Origin of the sequence: Streptomyces sp. NPDC003720 (assembly GCF_042875075.1) — a bacterium.
GTDB lineage: Bacteria > Actinomycetota > Actinomycetes > Streptomycetales > Streptomycetaceae > Streptomyces.
In genome coordinates this window covers 345175-369435 of sequence record NZ_JBIANZ010000007.1, presented here as the reverse complement: position 1 = coordinate 369435, position 24261 = coordinate 345175, and the positions used below count along the sequence as shown (strand labels likewise).

21 protein-coding genes are annotated in these 24261 nt (G+C 72.7%); 11 read left to right on the top strand and 10 right to left on the bottom strand.

Translation table 11 applies throughout. From position 1 onward, the window contains the following. Positions 1–106: 106 nt before the first annotated feature. Positions 107–1429, bottom strand: a complete 1323-nt coding sequence (gene glp, locus ACFYU0_RS21535) for a gephyrin-like molybdotransferase Glp (RefSeq protein ID WP_389303416.1) — start codon at positions 1427–1429, stop codon at positions 107–109. Next, positions 1426–2337 (bottom strand): UTP--glucose-1-phosphate uridylyltransferase GalU, encoded by a 912-nt coding sequence (galU, locus tag ACFYU0_RS21530; protein WP_351664922.1) that lies wholly within the window; start codon positions 2335–2337, stop codon positions 1426–1428. The genes glp and galU overlap by 4 nt, the downstream gene beginning before the upstream one ends. Positions 2338–2398: 61 nt before the next feature. Here galU and ACFYU0_RS21525 point away from each other — a divergent pair, with 61 nt between their 5' ends. Further along, positions 2399–3052 (top strand): 5-formyltetrahydrofolate cyclo-ligase, encoded by a 654-nt coding sequence (locus ACFYU0_RS21525; RefSeq protein WP_389303413.1) that lies wholly within the window; start codon positions 2399–2401, stop codon positions 3050–3052. Positions 3053–3124: 72 nt separating this feature from the next. Here ACFYU0_RS21525 and ACFYU0_RS21520 read toward each other — a convergent pair whose 3' ends face one another. Beyond that, on the bottom strand, positions 3125–5950 hold the full coding sequence (locus ACFYU0_RS21520; protein ID WP_389303412.1) for a penicillin acylase family protein: 2826 nt from the start codon (positions 5948–5950) through the stop codon (positions 3125–3127). A 202-nt stretch (positions 5951–6152) separates the two neighbouring features. Here ACFYU0_RS21520 and ACFYU0_RS21515 point away from each other — a divergent pair, with 202 nt between their 5' ends. The 6 genes from ACFYU0_RS21515 to mscL all read left to right on the top strand — a co-directional run bounded on the left by ACFYU0_RS21515 (position 6153) and on the right by mscL (position 12331). Continuing rightward, positions 6153–7664 carry a potassium/proton antiporter gene (locus ACFYU0_RS21515; protein ID WP_351665059.1) on the top strand — a complete coding sequence of 504 codons (1512 nt, stop codon included), beginning with the start codon at positions 6153–6155 and terminating at the stop codon, positions 7662–7664. A gap of 280 nt (positions 7665–7944) precedes the next feature. Further along, positions 7945–9243, top strand: a complete 1299-nt coding sequence (locus ACFYU0_RS21510; protein ID WP_389303409.1) for an MFS transporter — start codon at positions 7945–7947, stop codon at positions 9241–9243. A gap of 67 nt (positions 9244–9310) precedes the next feature. Beyond that, the gene (locus ACFYU0_RS21505) at positions 9311–9625 is read left to right on the top strand and encodes an FmdB family zinc ribbon protein (RefSeq protein ID WP_351664930.1); all 315 of its coding nucleotides are present in this window, start codon (positions 9311–9313) and stop codon (positions 9623–9625) included. 100 nt (positions 9626–9725) lie between these two features. Continuing rightward, positions 9726–10559, top strand: coding sequence for an S-methyl-5'-thioadenosine phosphorylase (locus tag ACFYU0_RS21500; protein ID WP_351664932.1), 834 nt, complete (start codon positions 9726–9728; stop codon positions 10557–10559). Between the two features lie 551 nt (positions 10560–11110). Further along, the gene (locus ACFYU0_RS21495; protein ID WP_389303405.1) at positions 11111–11716 is read left to right on the top strand and encodes a hypothetical protein; all 606 of its coding nucleotides are present in this window, start codon (positions 11111–11113) and stop codon (positions 11714–11716) included. A gap of 138 nt (positions 11717–11854) precedes the next feature. Next, a complete protein-coding gene (gene mscL / locus ACFYU0_RS21490; protein ID WP_389303402.1) occupies positions 11855–12331 on the top strand; it encodes a large conductance mechanosensitive channel protein MscL in 477 nt (158 codons plus the stop codon). 14 nt (positions 12332–12345) lie between these two features. Here mscL and ACFYU0_RS21485 read toward each other — a convergent pair whose 3' ends face one another. Next, the gene (locus tag ACFYU0_RS21485) at positions 12346–12522 is read right to left on the bottom strand and encodes a hypothetical protein (protein WP_389303399.1); all 177 of its coding nucleotides are present in this window, start codon (positions 12520–12522) and stop codon (positions 12346–12348) included. Between the two features lie 91 nt (positions 12523–12613). Here ACFYU0_RS21485 and ACFYU0_RS21480 point away from each other — a divergent pair, with 91 nt between their 5' ends. From ACFYU0_RS21480 to ACFYU0_RS21465, 4 genes are all read left to right on the top strand, one after another. Then, on the top strand, positions 12614–13852 hold the full coding sequence (locus ACFYU0_RS21480) for a low temperature requirement protein A (RefSeq protein WP_389303397.1): 1239 nt from the start codon (positions 12614–12616) through the stop codon (positions 13850–13852). Positions 13853–13916: 64 nt separating this feature from the next. Next, positions 13917–14960, top strand: coding sequence for a P1 family peptidase (locus ACFYU0_RS21475; RefSeq protein ID WP_389303394.1), 1044 nt, complete (start codon positions 13917–13919; stop codon positions 14958–14960). 174 nt (positions 14961–15134) lie between these two features. After that, positions 15135–16355 (top strand): Ig-like domain-containing protein, encoded by a 1221-nt coding sequence (locus ACFYU0_RS21470; RefSeq protein ID WP_389303392.1) that lies wholly within the window; start codon positions 15135–15137, stop codon positions 16353–16355. A gap of 157 nt (positions 16356–16512) precedes the next feature. Continuing rightward, the gene (locus ACFYU0_RS21465) at positions 16513–17259 is read left to right on the top strand and encodes a DUF6227 family protein (protein WP_389303389.1); all 747 of its coding nucleotides are present in this window, start codon (positions 16513–16515) and stop codon (positions 17257–17259) included. Positions 17260–17313: 54 nt separating this feature from the next. Here ACFYU0_RS21465 and ACFYU0_RS21460 read toward each other — a convergent pair whose 3' ends face one another. From ACFYU0_RS21460 to ACFYU0_RS21435, 6 genes are all read right to left on the bottom strand, one after another. Then, complete coding sequence (locus ACFYU0_RS21460; protein WP_389303386.1) at positions 17314–17595, bottom strand: hypothetical protein; 282 nt, start codon at positions 17593–17595, stop codon at positions 17314–17316. A 111-nt stretch (positions 17596–17706) separates the two neighbouring features. Then, on the bottom strand, positions 17707–19872 hold the full coding sequence (locus ACFYU0_RS21455; RefSeq protein WP_389303384.1) for a fructose-specific PTS transporter subunit EIIC: 2166 nt from the start codon (positions 19870–19872) through the stop codon (positions 17707–17709). Between the two features lie 253 nt (positions 19873–20125). Beyond that, complete coding sequence (gene pfkB / locus ACFYU0_RS21450; protein WP_389303381.1) at positions 20126–21073, bottom strand: 1-phosphofructokinase; 948 nt, start codon at positions 21071–21073, stop codon at positions 20126–20128. Next, positions 21070–21831: a DeoR/GlpR family DNA-binding transcription regulator gene (locus ACFYU0_RS21445; RefSeq protein WP_351664956.1), complete on the bottom strand. Its 762-nt coding sequence runs from the start codon at positions 21829–21831 to the stop codon at positions 21070–21072. Before ACFYU0_RS21445 ends, pfkB begins: the two co-directional genes overlap by 4 nt. 263 nt (positions 21832–22094) lie before the next feature. Then, complete coding sequence (locus ACFYU0_RS21440; protein ID WP_389303632.1) at positions 22095–22769, bottom strand: TetR/AcrR family transcriptional regulator; 675 nt, start codon at positions 22767–22769, stop codon at positions 22095–22097. A gap of 472 nt (positions 22770–23241) precedes the next feature. After that, complete coding sequence (locus ACFYU0_RS21435; protein WP_351664958.1) at positions 23242–24240, bottom strand: sigma-70 family RNA polymerase sigma factor; 999 nt, start codon at positions 24238–24240, stop codon at positions 23242–23244. Positions 24241–24261 lie beyond the last annotated feature (21 nt).

Genomic DNA, 24261 nt, shown 5'->3' with positions numbered 1-24261 from the left:
GTGACGCTCCCGGTCCGGGCCCGTCGCGGTGCGGTGCACGGGCCTGCTGTGCGCGACACGCTACCGCCAAGCCGGGCCGGGCACCGGGCCAGGCCCCCGGGGCCCCTCAGCCGAGCAGCACGACCTCCACCTCGGTGCCCGGCTCCACGGACTCCACGTCCTCCGGGACGACGATCAGCGCGTCCGCGTGCGCCAGCGCCGCGACCAGATGGGAGCCGGCGCCGCCCACCGGGCGCACCGTGCCGTCGGCGTGGGCGCCGCGCAGGAACTGGCGCCGGCCCTTGGGCGAGCGCAGCGGCGCGTCCGCGGTCAGGGTGGCCCTGACCCGGGGCCGGTGGACGTCCTCGAGGCCCATCAGGGTGCGGATGGCGGGCCGGACGAACAGCTCGAAGGAGACGTACGAAGAGACCGGGTTGCCGGGCAGGGCCAGCAGGGGGGTGTGGTCCGGCCCGATGGAGCCGAAGCCCTGGGGTTTGCCGGGCTGCATGGCGAGCTTGCGGAACTCCACCCCGCTGCCCGGCTCGTCCTCGTCCCCGGCGTGGGACAGCGCCTCCTTGACGACGTCGTACGCCCCGACGCTCACCCCGCCCGTGGTGACCATCAGGTCGGCGCGGACGAGCTGGTCCTCGATGGTGGACCGGAGGGTGTCGGCGTCGTCGGCGACGGCGCCGACCCGGTAGGCGATGGCGCCGGCGTCCCGGGCGGCCGCGGTGAGGGCGAAGCTGTTGGAGTCGTAGATCTGGCCGTTCGCCAGCGCCTCGCCGGGCTGGACGAGTTCGCTGCCCGTGGACATCACGACCACCCGCGGGCGCGGGCGCACCCGCACCGAGCCCCGGCCGACCGCGGCGAGCAGCGCGAGCTGCGGCGGGCCGAGGATGGTGCCGGCCTCCAGGGCCAGGTCGCCGGCCTTCACGTCGCTGCCCTTGGCCCGCACGTGCGCGCGCGCCTCGGCGGGGCGGTGCACCCGCACCTGCCCCTCGGAGCCCTCCGGCGCCAGACTCCGCGACCGCATCCCGGTGACGGGCCCCTCGCCGAGTCCGCCGTCGGTCCACTCGACGGGTACGACGGCCTCGGCGCCGGGCGGCAGCGGTGCGCCGGTCATGATGCGGGCGGCCTGGCCGGGCCCGACCCGCACCGGCTCGCCCACGCCCGCCGCGACGTCGCCGACGACCTCGAGGACGGCCGGGAACTCCTCACTCGCGCCCGCGATGTCCGCGACCCGTACCGCGTACCCGTCCATGGAGCTGTTGTCGAACGGCGGCAGGGAGACCGGCACCGTGATGTCCTCGACCAGGACGCAGCCCTGGGCGTCGAGCAATTGCAGCTCGATGGGTTCCAGGGGGCGGACGCTGCCGAGGATGTCCTCCAGGTGGTCGTCCACCGACCACAGGTCGTCCGGGCCGGCGGGGCGGGTCGCGGCGCTGCTCAACGTTGCTGCATCTCCTCGGCTACGTAACTGCGGAGCCAGGTCCGGAAGTCCGGGCCCAGATCCTCACGTTCGCACGCCAGTCTGACAATGGCACGCAGGTAGTCGCCACGGTCGCCGGTGTCGTAGCGGCGACCCTTGAAGACGACGCCGTGCACCGGGCCGCCGACCTTCTCGTCCTCGGTGAGCTGCTGGAGGGCGTCGGTGAGCTGGATCTCGCCGCCGCGGCCGGGCTCGGTCTTGCGGAGTATGTCGAAGACGTGCGGGTCGAGCACATAGCGGCCGATGACCGCGTAGTGGGAGGGTGCGTCCGCCGGGTCCGGCTTCTCGACCAGCCCGGTCACCTTGACCACGTCGCTGTCGGGGGTGCTCTCCACGGCCGCGCAGCCGTAGAGGTGGATCTGCTCGGGCGCGACCTCCATGAGGGCGATCACGCTGCCGCCGTGCTGCTCCTGGATCTCGATCATGCGCTGGAGCAGCGGGTCGCGGGGGTCGATCAGGTCGTCGCCGAGGAGCACGGCGAAGGGCTCCTGGCCGACGTGCGGGGCCGCGCACAGCACGGCGTGGCCGAGGCCCCTGGGGTCGCCCTGGCGCACGTAGTGCATGGTGGCCAGGTCGCTGGACTCCTGCACCTTCGCGAGCCGGCCGGCGTCGCCCTTCTTCTGCAGCGCCGATTCCAGCTCGTAGTTGCGGTCGAAGTGGTCCTCGAGGGGACGCTTGTTGCGTCCGGTGATCATGAGGACGTCGTCGAGCCCCGCCGACACGGCCTCCTCGACCACGTACTGGATCGCGGGCTTGTCCACGACCGGCAGCATCTCCTTGGGAGTGGCCTTGGTGGCCGGCAGGAACCGGGTGCCGAGGCCTGCTGCGGGGATGACAGCCTTGCTGATCCTGGGGTGCGACTGAGTCATGTCGGCAACCTTATCCGGTGCCTTTGTAGGGATTCTGAGGCTCCGGTCAATTGGCACTCATATGAGCACATTGAGAAAGGGTGCGGAACGACCAGTGGAACACGACGGACGCACGGCCGAGCCTGACAAGCGAACATTGCGGCGGGAGTTCCTCGCGGTGAGGAACAGGTTGCCGGAGGATGTCGTCCGGGCGGCGGGCGAGGCGCTGGCCCGGCGCGCTCTGGAGCTGCCCGAACTGGCGGGGGCGCGCACGGTGGCGGCCTACGTCTCCGTCGGCACCGAGCCGGGCACGCTCGCCCTGCTGGACGCCCTGCGCGCGCGGGGCGTGCGCGTCCTGCTCCCCGTCCTGCTGCCGGACAACGATCTCGACTGGGGAGAGTACACCGGCCCCGACTCCCTCACGCGTGTTCAACATGGCGGAAAAATGGCCCTGTTCGAGCCCTCCGGCGAGCGGCTCGGCCCGGCCGCGGTGACCGGGGCGGACGTCGTCCTGCTGCCCGGGCTCGCGGTCGACGCGCGCGGGATGCGCCTGGGACGCGGCGGCGGGTCGTACGACCGGGTGCTCGCGCGCCTGGAGCGCGCGGGCGCGGGGCCCGCGCTCGTGGTGCTGCTGTACGACACGGAGGTCGTCGAGCGGGTCCCGGCGCAGGCCCACGACCGGCCGGTGCACGCGGTGGTGACGCCGTCGGGCGCGCACCACCTCACGGGCGCCTGAGCGGGCCCGCACACGACGGACGGCCCTCCACGCGCGCGTGGAGGGCCGTCCGGCTCCGGTCGGGTCAGCGGCTCACGGCCGGAGGACGAGGGTGTCGCTGGTGCTCCTGCCGACCGCCTGGCCGGAGAAGGACCAGGGCAGCAGTTCGCCCTTGGCCCACTTGCCGGTCTGGTCCGTGTAGTGGGCGCTGAAGGCGTGCCCGGAGGCGCCGGTCAGGTTGATCCACTTGGACTTGTCGAGGTCGGCGAGGTTGACCACCATCCGCATGGACGGCACCCACACGACGTTGTAGCCGCCGGCGGCGTTCCAGCCGGAGGCGTTGACGGTGGCCTCGCCGCCGCTGAGCTTCCAGGGGCCGCGGTTGAGGATGTACTGCAGGGCCTGGGGGCCGGCGGTGCCGAGCGTCTGGTTCTTCAGGAACAGGCGGTGCAGCCGGCCCCAGCTCCAGGTGTCGATGTCCTTGCCGAGCTTGGAGGTCAGCTCCCAGCGGGCGTCGATCATGGCGCGGGCGAACAGGGAGTCGCGGTCGGTCGCCGCGGGGCGCGTGCCCCGCTCGGGCGTCTTCCACCAGTCGCTGTCCGGCTTGTCCATGAGCTTGCGCACGACCTCGAACCAGCGGTCGCCGCCGTCCGGCTGCGCCTGGTCGGCGTCGCGCTCGCCGCACTCGCGCACCTTGCCGTCGTCGTCGACCGGCCCGGTGCTGTCGGCCTTGTCGACCCACAGGCACTGGCCCTTGACGCGCAGCTCCTTGGGGAGCTTGTTGCCGAAGGCGAGCTTGAGGACGTTGCGCCAGACGGCGTTGAAGTAGGCGGCGGCCGCGGAGTCGGCGTCCTGGGTGTAGTCCCAGCCCTCCAGCAGCTTCTGGGCGTCGCGGACGGACTTGTCGTCCAGGTTGATCTTCAGCAGCTTGGGCACCAGCAGCTTGGCGATCTCGCTGCTGTTGTCCATCTGCATCTGCCGCATGTCGTCGGTGGAGATCCTGCCGCCGTCCTTGATCTTGGACTCGATCAGGTCGGTGATGCGCTGGCTGCGGGTGCCGTAACCCCAGTCGGTGGTCAGCGTGTAGGGGTACTTGTCCTTGTCGACCACGGCCTGGTTGGCGGTGACGATGTAGCCGCGCTCCGGGTCGTACTCGTAGGGCAGCTCGTCGTCCTTGACGAAGCCGGTCCAGCGGTACTTGGCGTCCCAGCCGGGCACCGGGACGGAGCCGTCGGCGCCCGAGGAGCGGGTGGGGATCTTCCCGGGCAGCGTGTAGCCGATGTGGTTCTTGGTGTCGGCGTAGATCAGGTTCTGCGAGGGCACGTCGAACAGGGCGGCCGCGGACCGGAAGTCGCTCCAGCCGGCCGCCTTGTCGAGGGCGAACACGGCGTCCATCGAGGTGCCCGGGTCGAGCGCGGTCCACCGCAGGGCGATGCCGTAGCCGTCGCCGCGGTCGGGGGCCGCGGTGTTGACGCCGGCCCGCCGGCCGACCTGGACGAGTTCGTCGTCGCGGTCGGACAGCAGGGGCATGCCGTCGGCGGTCTGGCGGACGACGATCTTCTTGGCCTCCCCGCCGGCGACCTTGATGGTCTCCTCGCGGGTCTTGAAGGGCCGCACCTTGCCGTCGTACAGGTAGCCGTCGCCGGAGAGCTTCTCCAGGTAGAGGTCGCTGACGTCGACACCGGAGTTGGTCATGCCCCAGGCGATGTCCGCGTTGTGGCCGATGATCACACCGGGCATTCCGGCGAACGTGTAGCCCGTGACGTCGTACTGGCACGTGGCGGAGACGCTGCGGCAGTGCAGGCCCATCTGGTACCAGACGGACGGCAGCGACGCCGACAGGTGCGGGTCGTTGGCGAGCAGCGGTTTCTTGGTGATCGTGTACTTCCCGGCGACCACCCAGGAGTTGGAGCCGATGCCCTGGCCGTTCACGCCGACGGCGGCGGGCACGTCGTCGAGGACCTTGTAGAGGCCCGCGAGCTGGCTAGTGAGGGCCGAGCCGGTCGAACTCTGGGCGCCCGTACCCGTACCCGTTCCCGTGCCGGTGCCCGTCGTTCCCGTTCCGGTGCCGGTGCCGGTGCCCGTGGCGCCCTGCGAGCCGCTCGCGGAGCCGCTCTGCTGGAAGGTCTTGGACAGCTCGCTGTACTGCCCTTCCTGCACGATCGGCTTGTTGCGGCTGTAGGGGTACTCCGGATAGAGGTCCGCGATCTGCTGCGGGTCGAGGCGGCTGGTCATCAGGGCCCGGTCGATCTCGTCCTGCATGTTGCCGCGCAGGTCCCAGGCCATGGCCTTCAGCCAGGACACGGAGTCGACCGGGGTCCACTCGACGGGCTTGTAGTCGTTGGTGAAGCCCAGGGCGGCGTACTCGAGGGAGATCTCCGCGCCGTCCTTGCCCTTCAGGTAGGCGTTGACGCCCTTGGCGTAGGCCTGGAGGTACTTCTTCGTGGAGGCCGACAGCTTGGTGTCGTACTCCTGCTTCGCCACCCGGTCCCAGCCGAGCGTGCGCAGGAACTCGTCGTTCTTGACCTGGCTCTTGCCGAACATCTCCGACAGGCGCCCGGAGGTCAGGTGGCGGCGCACGTCCATCTCGTAGAACCGGTCCTGGGCCTGGACGTAGCCCTGGGCCATGAACAGGTCCTCGTCCGAGGAGGCGTAGACCTGCGGGATGCCGTTGCCGTCGCGTTTGACGTCGACGGGGCCCGACAGGCCGTCGAGCGTGATCGAGCCCTTGGTCTGCGGGAAGGAGGCCCGGACCGTGCTGATCGACCAGAACGCCCCGTAGGCGATGCCGCCGATGATGGCCAGGACGAGCACCAGCACGAGGAGCCGGCCTTTGCGCCCCTTCTTCCTCCCGGTCGTGCTGGGCGCGACACCCGTCGTGGCGGTGTCACCCGTTGTGGCGGTGGTGTTGGGGGGCATCGCTGTCCTTGCTGTCCTAACGCGAGCGGCAGGCGGTCCTGGAGTGCTGGAGCAACCATAGGCGCAGGGCTCGATCGCGCTTGACGCGGAGTCGGGAACCGGCACGCACGGGCGTTCGATCTTGCCTCGGCAAGCGTCAAGAAAGCGTCAAGAGTTAGGTAAGGTAACGAAGTAACCGGAGAACCAAGGGGAGGAACCGCCGCTGAACGTTCACCACCTCAACCAGCTCCTGCTCGTCTGCTCCGTCGTCCTCCTCGTCGCCGTCGCGGCCGTCCGGATCTCCTCGCGCAGCGGGCTCCCCAGCCTGCTCGTCTACCTGGGCATCGGCGTCGTCATGGGGCAGGACGGCCTCGGTCACGTGGGCTTCAACAGCGCCGCGCTGACCCAGGTCATCGGGTACGCGGCCCTCGTCGTGATCCTCGCCGAGGGCGGTCTCGGCACCAAGTGGAAAGAGGTCCGGCCGGTCATGGCCTCGGCCTCGGTGCTGGCCCTGGTCGGAGTCGGGATCAGCGTCGGAGTCACGGCGGCGGGCGCGCACTACCTGGTGGGGCTGGACTGGCGGACGGCGCTGATCATCGGCGCGGTGGTGTCGTCGACGGACGCGGCGGCGGTCTTCTCGGTGCTGCGGCGCGTTCCCCTGCCCACGCGCGTGACGGCCACGCTGGAGGCGGAGTCCGGCTTCAACGACGCCCCGGTGGTCATCCTGGTCGTCGCCTTCGCCGCGACCGGTCCGGTCGAGCACTGGTACGTCCTGGTCGGCGAGATCGCGCTGGAGCTGGCCATCGGCGCCGCCCTGGGCCTCGCGGTGGGCTGGTTCGGCTCCTGGGGGCTGCGGCACGTCGCCCTGCCCGCCTCCGGCCTCTACCCGATCGCCGTCCTGGCCATCGCCGTCACGGCGTACGCGGCCGGGGCGCTGGCCCACGGCAGCGGCTTCCTCGCCGTCTACCTGGCCTCGATGATGCTGGGCAACGCACGGCTGCCGCACTGGCCCGCCACCCGCGGCTTCGCCGAGGGGCTCGGCTGGATCGCGCAGATCGGCATGTTCGTCCTGCTCGGCCTGCTCGTCACCCCGCACGAACTGGGCGACGACGTCGTGCCGGCGCTGCTCATCGGGCTGGTGCTGACCATGGTGGCCCGGCCGCTGAGCGTGGTGCTCAGTCTGGCGCCGTTCCGGGTGCCGTGGTCGGAGCAGGCGCTGATGTCGTGGGCGGGGCTGCGCGGCGCCGTGCCCATCATCCTGGCGACCATCCCGATGGTGACGGGCGTCGGCGGCAGCCGCCGCATCTTCAACATCGTCTTCGTACTGGTCGTCGTCTACACCCTCGTCCAGGGCCCGACCCTGCCCTGGCTGGCCCGCAAGCTGCGGCTGGGCGAGCAGGGCGAGGCCTCCGACCTCGGCATCGAGTCGGCGCCGCTGGAGCGGCTGCGCGGCCATCTGCTGTCCCTCGCGATCACCGAGGGCTCCCGGATGCACGGCGTCGAGGTCAGCGAGCTGCGGATGCCGCCCGGCGCCGCCGTCACGCTCGTCGTCCGCGAGGGCAAGTCGTTCGTCCCGCTGCCCACCACCGTGCTGCGGCACGGGGACGAGCTCCTCGTGGTCGCCACCGACCCCGTGCGCGACGCGGCGGAACGGCGCCTGCGCGCGGTCGCGCAGGGCGGCAAGCTGGCGGACTGGCTGGGCGCGGACGGGGCCGGGCGGGGCGGCTCCCGTTGAGCGGAGGTGTCGTACCGTTCACACCGCCCGCAATCCCAGGCGGCACCCGCCGATGGTGCTCGTTTTCACAGGTCGGCGAGCGATGATCCCTGTACGATGAAGGCGCACCCTGATCGAACCAACTCTGCCTGACGCAGAGCTGGCGCGACCGTATGGCGGCCGGGTCGCCTCCACTCTTCGTGGGCACCGGTATCTACCGCAGTTCCGCGCAAGAGGACAGCTCTCGGCGCCCGGACCCCGCACGGGACCCGCGCTACCAGGCGGCAGAAAGGCACGGGCCGTGGGATCCACGGTCACCACCTCCGACCCGGAGAAGACCTCGCCGGCGCCGCCCCGCCCCGGATACGGACAGCTGCTGCGCACCCGCGGCGCCTGGACGTTCCTGCTCCCCGGCTTCGCGGCACGCCAGCCGTTCGCGATGCTCACCATCTCCATCGTGCTGCTGGTGCAGCACACCACCGGCTCGTACGGCGCCGCCGGCGCCGCCGCGGCCGCCACCGGTGTCTCCATGGCGCTGTTCGCGCCCTACAGCGGCCGCCTCGCCGACCGCTACGGGCAGCGCGCGGTCCTCGTCCCCGGTGTCCTCGTGCACGCCCTGTCGGGCCTGAGCCTGACGGCGCTCGCGCTGGCGCACGCGCCCCTGTGGGCGCTGTTCGTGGCCGCCGTACCGACCGGCGCCTCGGTGCCGCAGGTCGGCCCCATGGTGCGCGCGCGCTGGGGCGTGAAGCTCCAGGGCTCGCCCCTGATGACCACCGCGGCGGCCTTCGAGTCCGTCACCGACGAGCTGACCTTCGTCTTCGGACCCCTGCTGGCGACCGCGCTGTGCACCGCCGTCACCCCGTCCGCGGGCCTGGTGACCGAGGCCGCGCTGACCCTCGTCGGCGGCCTGCTGTTCGCCGCGAGCAGGAGCACGCAGCCGCCGGTGAGCGCCGGCAGCGGGCACACGCGCGTGCGCCACGAGTCCGCCCTGCGCGTGCCCGGCGTGCGCGTGCTGGTCGTGACGTTCCTGGGCATCGGCGCCGTGTTCGGCGGCATGCAGGTGTCGCTGGCCGCGTACACCGAGTCGATCGGCGAGCCCGGTCTGAACGGCGTCCTGTACGGCGTCTTCGCCGCGGGAAACATGCTCTCCGGCATCGTCTGCGGCGCGATCGCCTGGAAGGCCGCGCCGCAGCGCCGCCTGGTCCTCGGCTACACCGGGCTCGCGCTGACCGCGTCGGCGCTGTGGACGGCGCACTCGGTGCCGCTGCTGGCCGGCCTCGGCCTGCTGGTCGGCATGTGCATCGCCCCGGCCCTGATCACCGGCTACACCCTGGTCGAGGGTCTGGTCCCGGCCGAGGCCCGGACCGAGGCGTTCACCTGGCTGACCGGCGCCGTCGCGCTCGGCCAGGCGGCGGCCGTCACCGTCGCCGGCCAGCTGGAGGACCGGCTGTGGGACGGCGCGGGATTCCTGGTGCCGATGGCCGGTACGGTGCTCGCGCTGCTCACCCTGGTGGCCCTGCGTTCACGGCTCGACGCGCGGTCCCAGAGCCGCACGGTCGCACGTGGCGTCGGTCACCGCGTCCCCGTGACGGTGGACTGAACACCGGGAATACGTCACTATGGATCGTCGTTAGCACTCATCGAGTGAGAGTGCCAGGAGGAAGACAGTGCCGACGTACCAGTACCAGTGCACCGAGTGCGGCGAGGGCCTCGAGGCGGTGCAGAAGTTCACCGACGACGCCCTGACCGAGTGCCCCGCCTGCAGCGGCCGCCTGAAGAAGGTGTTCTCCGCGGTCGGCATCGTCTTCAAGGGCTCCGGCTTCTACCGCAACGATTCCCGCGGTTCCTCGTCGAGCAGCAGCCCGGCGTCGAAGTCGACCTCGTCCTCGGCCGGCTCCTCGTCCGACGCGAAGTCGTCCTCGTCGGCGTCCTCGTCGTCCTCGACCACGACGTCCGGCTCCACCAGCACCTCCGCGGCCTGAGCCACCGCTCACCGGGCCCTGCCGTCCTGCGACGGCGGGGCCTTCGGCATACCCCGGCACCGGCTCCACCACGGCGTCCCGGGCAGCTAATGTGCTCGTCATGGCGAACGCAGAGATCGGCGTAATCGGCGGCTCGGGTTTCTACTCGTTCCTCGAGGACGTGACCGAGGTCCAGGTGGACACCCCCTACGGACAGCCCAGCGACTCACTCTTCCTCGGTGAGCTGGCCGGCCGGCGGGTCGCCTTCCTGCCCCGGCACGGCCGCGGCCACCATCTGCCGCCGCACCGCATCAACTACCGCGCCAACCTCTGGGCTCTGCGCTCGGTCGGCGTCCGCCAGGTGCTCGGCCCCTGCGCGGTGGGCGGGCTGCGCCCCGAGTACGGGCCCGGCACCCTGCTCGTGCCGGACCAGTTCGTCGACCGTACGAAGTCCAGGACGCAGACCTTCTTCGACGGCCTGCCGCTGCCCGACGGCACGGTGCCCAACGTGGTGCACGTGTCCATGGCCGACCCGTACTGCCCCGCCGGGCGGGCCGCCGCGCTCAAGGCGGCGCGCGGCCGGGACTGGGAGGCGGTGGACGGCGGCACGCTGGTCGTGGTCGAGGGGCCGCGCTTCTCGACCCGCGCCGAGTCGCTGTGGCACCAGGCGCAGGGCTGGTCGGTGGTGGGCATGACCGGCCACCCCGAGGCGGCGCTCGCCCGTGAACTGGAGCTCTGCTACACGTCGCTGACCCTGGTCACCGACCTCGACGCGGGCGCCGAGAGCGGCGAGGGCGTCTCGCACGAGGAGGTGCTCGAGGTGTTCGCGGCCAACGTGGACAGGCTGCGGGAGGTGCTGTTCGACGCGGTGGCGGCGCTGCCGGGCACCGGCGACCGGGACTGCCTGTGCGTGAACGCGCTGGGCGGGATGGACCCGGGGTTCGACCTGCCGTGAGCTGAGGCTGAGTTCGACCTGCTGTGAGGTGAAGAGGCGGGGCGGACGGGTCGGGGCCGGAGGTCGGGGCGGTCGGGCCAGGGCCGGGGCGGAGGGATCGGGGAAGAACGCCAGGGCCGACGGGTTGGGGCCGACGGACCAAAGCCGGGAGGCCAGGGCCCGCGAACCATGGCCGGGAGACCGGGGCCGACGAACCAGAGCCGGAGACCGGGGCGGGCCCGGGAGGCCGGAGCCGACGGACCAGGGCCGGGACGCCAGGGCCGACGGACCAGGCCGGGAGGCAAGGGCCGGGAGGCCGGGGCGGGGCCGGGCCGGGAGGCCAGGGCCGACGAACCCGGGCCGGGACGCCAGGGCCGACGGACCAGGCCGGGAGGCCGGCGCGGGCCAGGGCCCGGAGGCCCGGGCGGGCCGGCGCGCGGACGGGCGGTCACCCTTCCGTGTGGGCGAGTTGTCCACAATCCGCCGGCCGTCCACCGGCGCCGGCGGGGTCCGGCACGAGGCGTCATCGTGGCACCGCAAGCCGATCTCCCTCGTCGCCGGCGGTGAATCCCATGGCTCTGGCCTCGTCGTACCCCGCTCCTCCCACGCCCTCGTCCCCGCACCCCCGCTCCCCCGCCCCGCCGGCCGTCCGGCTGCCCCGCCCGCTGGGCACCGACGCCCCGGCGATCTGTGAGGTGCCGCCCTTCGCCCCGGTACGGGTGCGCGGCGGGCGATACGGACTGGAGCGGCTGGTACGGCGACGCGGGCCGGTCCTCGCCGCCGGGCTCCTCGTGACCGCGGCCGCGCTGGTGGCGGCAGGGCCCCGGTCCGCGGGCGAGCCGCACCGGAGCGACCGGGCCCGCGGCCATCCGGCCACCCGTCCCGTGCGTGTCCCTCGGGCGGCGGAGCTGGTGACGGCGCCGGTGCGCATCGCCGACGCCGCCACCGTGCGGCTGCTGCGGCCGGGCGACCGGGTCGACGTGATCGCGGCCGAGGACGCGTCGGCCGGCGGCGTCGCCCGGGTGCTCGTGCGCGGGGCGCGGGTGACGAAGGTGCCCGAGCCGCTGACGGGAGCGGCCGAGAGCGGGGCGCTGGTCGTGCTGTCGGTGCCGCGGCCCGCCGCGGCGGGGCTCGTGGGGGCGAGCGCCACGGCACGGCTGGCGGTGACGCTGTGCTGAGCCGCGCGGCCCATTACGCCTTCAGTCCGCTCTCCCGACCTTGGGACAAGCTGCCGAATTGGACATGGGGACCCCAGCGTGCCGTAGGTTGCGGAGCGTTTTGTTCCGCGTCCTGTGCACGTGAGGAGTGCCCTCGAGGTGATCGAGAAGAAGGAACCCACCGTCTGGCAGGGCTTCAAGGCCTTCCTGATGCGGGGGAACGTCATCGACCTCGCGGTCGCGGTGGTGATCGGCACCGCGTTCACGAACATCGTCAACTCGGTGGTGAAGGGTCTCATCAACCCGCTGGTCGGGGCCATCGGCACGAAGAACCTGGATCACTACACCTCCTGCCTGAGGGACCCGTGCGTGGTGAACCCGGACGGGTCGGTCAAGAGCGGTGTGCCGATCATGTGGGGCTCGGTCGCCGGGGCCACGCTCAGCTTCGTGATCACGGCCGCGGTGGTGTACTTCCTGATGGTCCTGCCGATGTCGAAGTACCTGGCGCATCAGGAGGCCCGCAAGAAGGCGCGCGAGGGCACGCACGAGGTCATCGAGGTGACCGAGCTGGCGGTCCTCAAGGAGATCCGCGACACCCTGGTCGCGCAGCGCACGGCGGGCCACGACCGGCGCTAGGCCGTGTCCGCGGTTCAGATGTGGTGGGGCGGCTTCTCGTCGAGGAAGCGCCTCAGGTCGGCGGCGCCGTCGCCGTCCGGGCGCTCGCCCCACCCGCGGTCGGTGTCGTCCGAACTCTGCCGGTTCAGCGGATCGTCGAAGATCAGCGCGGCCTTCGGATCGCGCTGCTCGGGCTCGGGGGCGGTGCTCATGCCTCAAGGGTACGGCCCCGGCCCGCCGCCCTCCCGGCCTCGTGAATCCGGTCACAAGATTTCGCCGCCGTCTTCTGCTCTCCTGGGAGACATGACGTCGAGTTCCGCTCCGTCGCCCGCCTCGCCGGGCGCACAGCAGTCCCAGCCGCTCCTGCGGCGGCTCACCGCGCGCGGGCGCGACGAGGCCCACCGGGTCTCCTCGCCGCTGGAGCTGTTCTTCGACCTCTGTTTCGTCGTGGCCATCGCCCAGGCGGGCGCCCAGCTCGTGCACACGGGGGCCGCCGGCCACGTGGCCGACGCGATCCTCAACTACGCGATGGTCTTCTTCGCCATCTGGTGGGCGTGGATGAACTTCACGTGGTTCGCCTCGGCGTACGACAACGACGACGCGCTCTACCGGGTCGTCACCCTGGTGCAGATCGCCGGTGTGCTGGTGCTGGCCGCGGGTGTGGCCCCGGCGTTCGAGCGCCATGACTACCTGGTGGTCTGGCTCGGCTACGTGATCATGCGGCTGGCGATGGCCGCGCAGTGGCTCAGAGCGGCCGGATCGGCCGAGGGCGCGGAGCGGACCACCGCGCTCAGATACGCCGGCGGTGTGCTGCTGTGCATGGTCGGCTGGCTCGGTCTGGTGCTGCTGCCCGAACCGCTACGGCCCTGGCTGTTCCTGGTGATGGCCGTCGCGGAGCTGTGCGTGCCGATCTATGCGGAGAAGGCCCACGCGACGTCCTGGCACGCCCATCACATCGCCGAGCGGTACGGCCTGTTCACGATCATCGTGCTCGGCGAGTCGATCGCGGCGGCCACGGTCGCCGTGAAGTCGGCGGTGAGCGAGCACGACGCGCTGGGCGAGCTGCTGCCCATCTCGGCGGGCGGCCTGCTGATCGTCTTCTCCGCCTGGTGGATCTACTTCGTGGTGCCCATCCACGGCCATCTGCGTTCCAGCACCCGGGCGTTCCTGTGGGGCTACGGCCACTACCTGATCTTCGCCTCGGCCGCCGCGATCGGCGCCGGTCTGGAGGTGGCGGTGGAGCAGACGGTCGGCCGGACGCGCATCTCGACGCTGTCGGCCGCGGCGGCCGTGACACTGCCGACGGCGCTGTACCTGCTGACGGTGTGGGCGCTGCACTCGCGGCACTTCAAGGCCGGCATAAGACAGCAACTGGTGCTCCCGGTCACGGCGCTGCTGGTGATCTGCTGCACCTTCCTGGGCGAGTGGGCGGTGCTCGCGGCGGGGCTGGTGTCGGCGGCCTCGGTGGCGACAGGGGTGACCCTGACGGCGCGCCGGGCCGCCCGCGGGCGGCACTCGGACACCGCCTCACCTGCCGCCTGACGCACCCTCACCCACGCCCGCCCGTGCCTCTCCCGCGCGGGCCGGCTGGGCCACACTGGCCCGCATGACAGTCGACGCTCTGACGGATGTCGCCGGAGTGCGGGTGGGGCACGCCACCCGCACCGGGGACGGCTGGCTCACCGGCACCACGGTCGTGCTCGCGCCGGAAGGGGGTGCCGTCGCCGCCGTGGACGTGCGCGGCGGCGGCCCCGGCACCAAGGAGACCGACGCCCTCGACCCCCGAAACGTGGTGCAGCGGGTGGACGCCGTCGCGCTGACCGGCGGCAGCGCGTACGGGCTCGACGCGGCGTCCGGGGTGATGGCCTGGCTGGAGGAGCGGGGGCGCGGGGTCCCGGTGGGGGCGGATCCGGCGCACGTGGTGCCGGTGGTCCCCGCTGCCTGCGTCTTCGACCTGGGCCGGGGCGGCGACTTCCGCGCCCGCCCGGACGCGGCGACGGGACGCGCGGCGGTGGAGGCCGCAGCGGCGAGCGCCCCGGGCGCCCGGGTGCCGGAGGGGTCCGTCGGGGCCGGCACGGGTGCGGTCGCGGGCGGGCTGAGGGGCGGGGTGGGCACCGCGAGCACGGTCCTGGACTCCGGGGTGACGGTGGCCGCGCTGGTGGTCGTGAACTCCGTGGGGTCCGTCGCGGACCCCGCGACGGGCGTGCTCTACGGCGAGTTGTTCCAGGGCCGGGTGGAGTACCCGGAGGCGCGGGTGCACGAGGCCGCGCGCCGGCGCCTCGCCGAGGTGGCGGCCGGGAACGCGCCCCCGCCGCTCAACACGACGCTCGCGGTGGTCGCGACCGACGCGGACCTGGGCAAGGCGCAGGCGCAGAAGCTGGCGGGCACCGCGCACGACGGCATCGCGCGCGCCGTGCGGCCGGCGCACCTGCTGCACGACGGGGACACGGTGTTCGCGCTGGCGACGGGCGCGCGCCCGCTCGGCGGCGGGCATCCGCTGGAGCTGAACGACGTCCTCGCGGCCGGCGCGGATCTGGTGACGCGGGCGATCGTCCGGGCGGTGCGCGCCGCCGAGCCGTTCTCGGGTCCCGGCGGGGTGTGGCCGTCGTACGAGGAGCTGTACGGCGCGCGGCGGGCGCCGGGCGCATAACGGGCGCCGTCGCGGCGGCGGGACCCCGGGAAGCGTGACTCCGGGATGCGGATTGTCGCGGTTCTGTCACCAGACGACGCCAACGGGCACCGGCGGGAACCCCATCGGCGCCGCGGGCCTCTTTTCCCACGCACTGGAGCGGATCAAGCACATCACACGAACTGGGAGCAGCCCGTGACAACGCCGGACATCGCAACGCGGCGCGTACTGGGGGCCTGTGCCGCCCTGGTGGTCGGCGCCCTCACCCTGACGGCCTGCGGCGGCGACGCCAGCGCCACGGGCGAGGACGGAAAGAACGGCGAGGGCTCGGCCAAGAACTCCACGGCGACGATCGTGATCTCGGCGAAGGACGGTTCGACCGGCGCGTCCATCAACGCCACCGGCGTCAAGGTCAGCGACGGGCGGCTGACCGACGTGAAGATGACCGTGTCGGGGTCCGGCCAGGAGGTGCAGGGCGCGATCTCGGCGGACGGCCACACCTGGAAGCCGAAGCAGCAGCTCGAGCGCGGCACCAAGTACCGGATAGCGGCGACCGCGAAGGACGGCGACGGGCGCACCGCGGCGGCCAACTCCATCTTCACCACCGTCTCCTCGTCGAACAGCTTCATCGGCACCTACACGCCGGACAACGGCACCACGGTCGGTGCGGGCATGCCGGTGTCCTTCACCTTCGACAAGTCGATCAGCGACCGGAAGGCCGTGCAGTCGCACATCACGGTCGCCTCCAGCAGCGGCCAGCAGGTCGTCGGGCACTGGTTCGGGGACCGCCGGCTGGACTTCCGGCCGCAGGAGTATTGGAAGGCCGGCTCCAAGGTCACGATGAAGATCGACCTGGACGGTGTGCAGGGCGCGAACGGCGTCTACGGCGTGCAGAAGAAGACGGTGACCTTCACCGTCGGGCGCTCGCAGGTCTCCACGGTGGACGTCGGCACCCAGACCATGACGGTGGTGCGGGACGGCCGGACGCTCAAGACGCTGCCGATCTCCGCGGGCAGCCCGCAGCACACCACGTACAACGGGCAGATGGTGATCTCCGAGAAGTTCGTGCAGACCCGGATGAACGGCTCGACGGTCGGCTTCGGCGGGGAGTACGACATCTCGGACGTCCCGCACGCGATGCGGCTGACGTCGTCGGGCACGTTCATCCACGGCAACTACTGGTACAACAAGGGCAACCCGCCGTTCGGCCGGGAGGGCACCAGCCACGGCTGCGTGGGCCTCGCCGACGTGCAGGGCGCGCAGGGCGACACCACGGCCAAGTGGTTCTACGACAACTCGCTCGTCGGGGACGTCGTGATCGTGAAGAACTCCCCCGACAAGACGGTGGCGCCGGACAACGGCCTCAACGGCTGGAACCTGTCGTGGAGCGACTGGACCGCCGGAAGTGCCGTCTGACGGGCGGGTTTTGACGGACGGTGGGGCCGCGCGGGAACTTTTCGCGCGGCCCTCGCGTTTTCCCCGCATACGTTTTCTCGGATCGGGGACATGATGTCCGACCGAGGGGCTACGGTATGCACCCACCAGGTGACATGCAGCAACGCCGGGAGAAACCTTGAGCGTTCCGTACGAGACGGCAGCGTACGAACCAGCCGAGTCGCCCGAGTCTCCAGAGGAGCACCTCGCGCGGCTCCTCGGCCGTGCCCTGAACTCCTTCGAGCTGCCCGACGAGGTGCTCCGCCTCCTCGAGTGCGCCCTGGCGCACGACGGCTCCCTGCACTCCGCGCACCACAGCGCCGGACTGCACCGGGAGACCTACCGGCACACCTGGCTGCTCGCCGACGGCTCGGCGGTGACGCTGTGGGAGCTGGTACACAACACCGCGCCCGGCGGCGAGACGCAGCACGAGGTGTACGTCGACGAGGAGGAGCTGCACACCGCCACCGGCCGGCTCCCGCTGCCGCCGGACACGGCGGACTTCGAACTGCCCGTGGTGACGCAGCTCTCCGCGATACCCGAGCCCCGGCACGTGTACGCCCCGGACGACACGGCGGACCACGCGCGCCGGCTGCTGCGCCGCGCGGAGAACCCCGACCGGCCGGGAGCGGAGGTGGCGGCCCTGCTGGCGACGGCGTCCGCGCACCAGATCACCCAGGCGTTCGGACGACCGGGACGGCCCACACGGGCGGGCCTGAGCTTCGCGCTGTACGAGCACGCGTTCCTGCTGCCGGACGGCGGCGAGGTCTCCCTGTGGGAGGTGGAGCACACGGCGACCCCCGACGGGCGGCACATGTGCGAGGTCTACATGTCGCAGGACGCGGCCCGGGACGCCATGGAGCGTCGGGCGGCGCGACAGGTCTGAGGCCGGCCGGCCCGGCGGGTCCGGGGTTCGGTGGTGCGGCCCGGTCCGCGGCCGTCAGCGGCCGCCGAGTCGCCGTACCAGGCCGGCGAAGGCGTCCTGCTCCTCGGGGCTCAGTTCGACCGACTCCCGCGACGGACCGGCCTGCCGCTGCTCGGGAAGGGCGGGCAGAGCCGGGAGGACCGGAAGCACGGGGAGAGGGGCGGCCCGGTGCCGGTCGGCGGCGGCCTCGACACGGAAGCGGCGCAGCAGGCGCATCACGATGACGGCCCAGACGACGCCCGCGGCGGTGAGGACGGCCGCGCCGGTCAGCTGGAGTGTCGAGACGTGCTCAGGCATGCCCCCCAGTAGACACCACGGTCCGGGACTTTGGTCCCGGACCGTGACGTATCTCGCAGGTGCCGTGAACAACTCACAGCGCACCAAAGGGACAAGAAGCGCGGCTGCCCGTCAGGCGGCGATCGCCTGCTTCGTCCCCGGCGCCGCCGTGGCGGGACCGGCGGCGGGGTCGCCGGCCGCGGCCCCCGGGACCGGCCGGCGCATGCCCTTGAGGACGACGACCAGGGCCGTGGTGACGAGGACGCCGGCCGCGATGGCGATCAGGTAGAGGAACGGGTTGCCGATCAGCGGGACCACGAAGATGCCGCCGTGCGGGGCGCGCAGGGTCGCGCCGAAGGTCATCGACAGGGCGCCGGTGAGCGCGCCGCCGACCATGGCGGACGGGATGACCCGCAGCGGGTCCGCCGCGGCGAACGGGATCGCGCCCTCGGAGATGAAGGACGCGCCCAGCACCCAGGCGGCCTTGCCGTTCTCGCGCTCGGTCTGGGTGAAGAGCCTGCCGCGCACGGTCGTGGCCAGGGCCATCGCCAGCGGCGGGACCATGCCGGCGGCCATCACCGCGGCCATGATCTTCATCGCGGAGTCGCTCGGGGCGGCGACCGCGATGCCGGCGGTGGCGAAGGTGTAGGCCACCTTGTTCACCGGGCCGCCCAGGTCGAAGCACATCATCAGGCCGAGCAGGCCGCCGAGCAGGATGGCGTTGGTGCCGGTGAGGCCGTTCAGCCAGTCGGTCATGCCCTTCTGGGCCGAGGCGATGGGTTTGCCGATCACGACGAACATCAGGAACCCGACGATCGCCGAGGAGATCAGCGGGATCACCACCACCGGCATGATGCCGCGCAATGCCGCCGGGATGCGGACCCGCTGGATCGCCATCACCACACCGCCGGCGATCAGACCGGCCGCGAGTCCGCCGAGGAAGCCCGCGTTGATCGTCAGCGCGATGGAGCCGCCCACGAAGCCGGGGACGAGGCCGGGACGGTCCGCCATGCCGTAGGCGATGTAGCCGGCCAGCACCGGGACGAGGAAGGCGAACGCGACGCCGCCGATCTGGAACAGCAGCGCGCCCCAGCTGTCGGCCTGGGTCCACACGAAGTGGTCCATCACCGAGGGCGCCTTGTTGATCTTGTAGCCGCCGATCGCGAAGCCGAGGGCGATCAGCAGACCGCCCGCGGCGACGAACGGGACCATGTAGCTGACGCCGCTCATCAGCCACTTGCGGAGCTTGGTGCCGTAGCCCTCGCGGGAGTCACCGGACCGCTCGACCGGCGTGCCCGCCGCGGCGGGCGCGGACACCTCGCCGCGCGCGGCCTTCTCCCGCACCTCGGTGATGAGTTCACCGGGCCGGTTGATGCCCGCCTTCACCCCGACGTCGACGGTCGGCTTGCCCGCGAAGCGGCCCTTGTCGCGTACGGGGACGTCGTGCGCGAAGATCACGCCGTCCGCCGCCGCGATCACCTCGGGGTCCAGCCGGGTGAAGCCGGCCGAACCCTGCGTCTCGACGGCCACCTCGGCGCCGGCCTCGCGGCCCGCGTTCTCCAGCGACTCGGCCGCCATGTAGGTGTGGGCGATGCCGGTCGGGCAGGAGGTGACGGCGACGATACGGAAGGGCCGCTCGTCCGGGACGGAGTCGGCGACCGGGCCGGCGGCGGCGCCTGCGGCGGGCCCGGAGCCGGGTTCCGCGGTGGCCGCCTGGGCCGGTCCGCCGGGTTCTTCGGTGGCCGCCGGGGCCGGTCCGCCGGCGTCCGACGGCTCCGGCGCACTGCCCGCCGCGACGCCGGCGGAGGCCGCCCCCGGCGCCGCGGCGGTGTTCTCGGGAGCGCCGTCGGCCGGCGCCTCCTCCCCGCGGATGAGCGCCGCCGCCGCGCCCGCCGCGCCCACGGACCGCAGCGCGTCGGTGAACTCGGCGTTCATCAGCTGCCGGGCCAGCGACGACAGGATCGTCAGGTGGGCGTCGTCGGCGCCGGCCGGGGCGGCGATCAGGAAGATCAGGTCGGCGGGGCCGTCGGCCGCGCCGAAGTCGATGCCGTCGGCGCTGCGGCCGAAGGCGAGGGTCGGCTCGGTGACATGGGTGCTGCGGCAGTGCGGGATGCCGATGCCGCCGTCGAGGCCGGTGGGCATCTGCGCCTCGCGGGCGGCCACGTCGGCGAGGAAGCCGTCGAGGTCGGTCACCCGGCCGAGGGCCACCATGCGCTCGGCGAGTGCGCGCGCCGCCGCTTCCTTGGTGTCGGCGGACAGGTCGAGGTCGACCAGGTCCGCGGTGATCATGTCGCTCATCGCGGGCTCCAATGCACGCGTATCGCCCGGGGGATGGGATGGGCGGGGGTGGGGACGGGGGTGCGGTCGGGGGAGGCTTCGGGACGGGTGGAGCCGGGGCCGGGCGGCCCCTGCTCCCTGGGGCCGGATTCGACGGGCGCCTGGGCGCCCCGCCGTTCGGGCTCTGGCGCGGTGGGGAGGTCCGGGCGGGCGGGCCGTGGGCCGGCGCCCAGATGCCTGCCGCCGGGGCGGATGCCGCGCACCGAGACGGGGCTCATGACACCGGCTCCCTCAGTTCGCGGTCGACGGGGATGTCGGCGGTGACCGTGACCGCCGCCGGGTCCAGGTCGGCCGGGGCCGGCATCTCGCTGCCCGGGAGCTGCACGGCGGCGGCGCCGTGGGCGACGGCGGAGGCGAGGGCCCGGGGGCCGCTGCCGCCGGCGACCAGGAAACCGGCGAGGGAGGAGTCACCGGCTCCCACGTTGCTGCGGACGGTGCGCACCCGCGCGCTGCCGAACCAGGCGCCCGCGCCGTCCACCAGCAGCTGACCGTCGGCGCCGAGGCTCGCGAGCACGGCGCCCGCGCCCATTCCGCGCAGCTCCTCGGCGGCCTTCAGGGCGTCGCCCACCGTCACGAGGGGGCGTGCGACGGCTTCCGCGAGCTCCTCGGCGTTGGGCTTCACCACGTCGGGCCGGGCGCGCAGCGCCTCCTGCAGCGCACGCCCCGAGGTGTCCAGAGCGATGCGCGCGCCCCCAGCGTGCGCCCGGGTGACGACATCGGCGTACCAGGAGGGCGCGAGTCCCCTGGGGAGGCTGCCGCAGCAGGCGATCCAGTCGGCGTCGCGCGACTGCTCGCGGACGGTGTCCAGGAGCAGTTCCTGCTCGGCCGGGGACAGGTCCGGGCCCGGCGCGTTGATCTTCGTCAGCACGCCGTCCGCCTCCGCCAGCGCGATGTTGGACCGGGTGGCCCCGGCGACCGGGACCGGTGCGACCTCGATGCCCTGGGCGTGAAGCAGCTCGGCGACCAGCGCGCCAGGCGCACCGCCCAGGGGCAGGACGGCGACCGTGCGCCGCCCGGCTGCCGCCACGGCGCGCGAGACGTTCACACCCTTGCCGCCGGGGTCCATGCGCTCACCGGTGGCTCGGATGACCTCGCCGCGCTCCAGGGCGGGGACCTCGTAGGTGCGGTCGAGGGACGGGTTGGGGGTGACGGTGAGGATCATGCGCGCACTACTTCCGTGCCGCCGCGCTCGATGACGGCGGCGTCTTCTTGGCTCAGCCCGCTGTCGGTGATCAGCAGGTCCACGTCGCTCAGGCCGCCGAAGCGTGCGAAGTGCTCCTGGCCGTGCTTGGCGGAGTCGGCGAGGAGGACCACGCGGCGCGCGGCGGCGACGGCCGCGCGCTTGACGGCGGCCTCGGCGAGGTCGGGGGTGGTCAGGCCGTGCTCGGCGGAGAAGCCGTTGGCGGCGACGAACGCGACGTCGGCGCGGATCTCGCCGTAGGCGCGCAGCGCCCAGGCGTCCACGGCGGCCCGCGTACGGTGCCGGACCCGCCCGCCGATGAGGTGGAGCTGGATGCCGGGGTGGTCGGCGAGCCGGGCGGCGATGGGCAGGCTGTGCGTGACCACAGTGAGGGCGGACTCCAGCGGGATCGCCGCGGCCAGCCGTGCCACCGTGGTGCCGGCGTCGAGGACCAGCGTGCCCCCGGCGGGCAGCTCGGCGAGGGCCGCCTTGGCTATGCGGTCCTTCTCGTCGGCGGCGGTCGACTCGCGCTCGGCGAGGTCCGGCTCGAAGTCGAGACGGCCGACGGGGATCGCTCCGCCGTGCACCCGGCGGACGAGGCCGGCCCGGTCGAGGGCCTTCAGATCGCGGCGGATCGTCTCCGCCGTCACCTGGAACTCCTCCGCCAGCGACAGGACGTCCACCCGGCCGCCGTCGCGGGCGAGGCGGAGGATCTCCTGCTGTCGCTCCGGTGCGTACATGCCCGTTTACCTCCACCTCATGCCCGAACGTGTTGTTTCACTGCGAGGCTACGCCTGGAATTCCGCAAAGTAAACAAGTTCGGGCCTCGATCGGGCATGAACGGGCTTCCGGTTCCGTCCGGACATCGCTCGGAAGAAAGCGAGGCACCGGGAGAGGGCGGGGCGCGCGCCCGGAAGAGGGCCGGGCAGGCGGAGGGCCCGGCACCTGCTCGGGCCGGACCCTGTGAACACCGGGGGGGAAGCACCCGCCCCGCCCCGTAGGACTACGCGGGCTCGGGCCAGGCGTAGTTCTCCAGGGCCGCCAGGTTCCGCAGGGCCAGGTTCGCCGGGCCTTCGGGACCGGTGGACGGGGAGGCGGTGACGGCCCAGGACTCGACGGCCACGCGGATCGCCGCCCCGGCCACCGCCGCCGTGAGACGGAGGTGCGGCGGGATCGCGGGCGCCGGGGCAACGTTGTCGTCGGCGGAATCCGGCGCGTCCGCGGGGCCTCCGGATTCCGCCTCGCCCGCGGGATCCGCGGGGCCCTCGGACTTCGCGGGCGGCAGCCGTTCCGCCAGGGTCCTCGCCAGTGCGCCCTCGGACGTCCGGCAGACCTCCGCCCACACCTTGCCCAGGGCGGGGCTCGCGTCGGCCAGGCGGATCAGGGTGCGCACCCACTCCCAGGAGGTCGCCGAGACGCCGGCGCCCGGGCTGAGGGTGTGCTCGACCGCGTGACGCAGCGCCTCCGGCACGGAGAGGCCGGGCGGGGCGTCGTGGACCGCCTGGATGCAGAGCTCGGCGCCCGCCGCGTACAGCGGCGCCACCGCCTCCTCCTTGGAGGCGAAGTAGCGGTAGAAGGTGCGCGGGGCGATGCCCGCGGCCTGGGCGATGTCCTCGGCGCGTGTGGCGCGCAGACCCTGGCGCACGAAGAGCGCGGCCGCCGCGCGGGCGATCTCCATGCGGGTCTCGGCCTTGCGGCGCTCGGTCAGGGACATCGGGGCGGCGGCGGAAACAGGCTGGTGGGCGGTGTTGCCGGTAGTACGGGGGGTGCTCACCTCGGCAGGCTATGCCGGTGTGGCAGAATCTGCCATTCGAGCGGGCCACCCCGGGGTTCAGGTACGGGGTGGCCCGCCGTACCTGCACGAGGCCGGGCCCCGGCGCCTGGGGGGGTAGGCGCCGGGGCCCGGCTGGAACGTTCCGACGCCGGGGGGGGTGGCGTAGGAACGTGGCTCACGCGGCGAGCGTCTGGCGGATGCCCGTCGTGCCACATGTGGGGGTGGGTACTGCGGCTGGGAGTGCGGCCCCTCGGTGCAAGTCCAACTCCTGGGCCCGCAATGGTTTTTCCCTCCGGCCCAGGAGTTGAAGCGACGGTACCGCGCCATGTTTGCGCCGTCTTTCGCCACCGGGTGTGCGCGGTCGTACGCCGGCCGGTCAGGCCGCCGCGTCGAACCCGGTGCCGCGGGCGAGCTTCTTCAGTTCGAGCAGCGCGTGCTTCTCGATCTGCCGGATGCGTTCGCGGGTCAGGCCGTGCTCCTTGCCGACCTCGGTCAGCGTGCGCTCACGGCCGTCCTCGATGCCGTACCGCATCTTGATGATGGAGGCCGTGCGCTGGTCCAGACGGCCGATCAGGTCGTCCAGCTCCTCGCTGCGCAGGAGCGTGAGGACCGACTGCTCCGGGGAGACCGCCGAGGTGTCCTCCAGCAGGTCGCCGAACTGGGTCTCGCCCTCGTCGTCCACCGGCATGTTCAGCGAGACCGGGTCGCGGGACCAGTCGAGCACGTCGGTCACGCGCTCCGGCGTCGAACCCAGCTCGGCGGCGATCTCCGCGGGCTCCGGCTCGCGCCCGTGCTCGCGGTTGAACTCCCGCTGGACACGGCGGATTCGGCCCAGCTCCTCCACCAGGTGGACGGGGAGCCGGATGGTGCGGGACTGGTCGGCTATCGAGCGGGTGATGGCCTGGCGGATCCACCAGGTGGCGTACGTCGAGAACTTGAAGCCCTTGCGGTAGTCGAACTTCTCGACGGCGCGCACCAGACCGGCGTTGCCCTCCTGGATCAGGTCCAGCAGTGGCAGGCCGCTGCGCGGGTAGCGCCGGGCCACCGCCACGACGAGGCGGAGGTTGGACCGGATGAAGACGTCCTTGGCCCGCTCACCGGCGTCGACCAGGGCCTGAAGCTCCTCGCGGGTGGCGTCGGACTTCGACTCCTCCTCACCGGCGAGGACCTGCCGCGCGAACACACCCGCCTCGATGGTCTGGGACAGCTCGACCTCCTTGGCGGCGTCGAGCAGCGGCGTACGCGCGATCTCGTCGAGGTACATGCCGACCAGGTCGCGGTCGGCGATCTCGCCGGCGTGGGCGCGAACACTGCCTGCCGAGTCGGCCGTCTCGCCAGTGGCGGACTTACGACGGGCGACGGCACGGGTTGCCATGCGTGCTCCCTTGCGATGGTG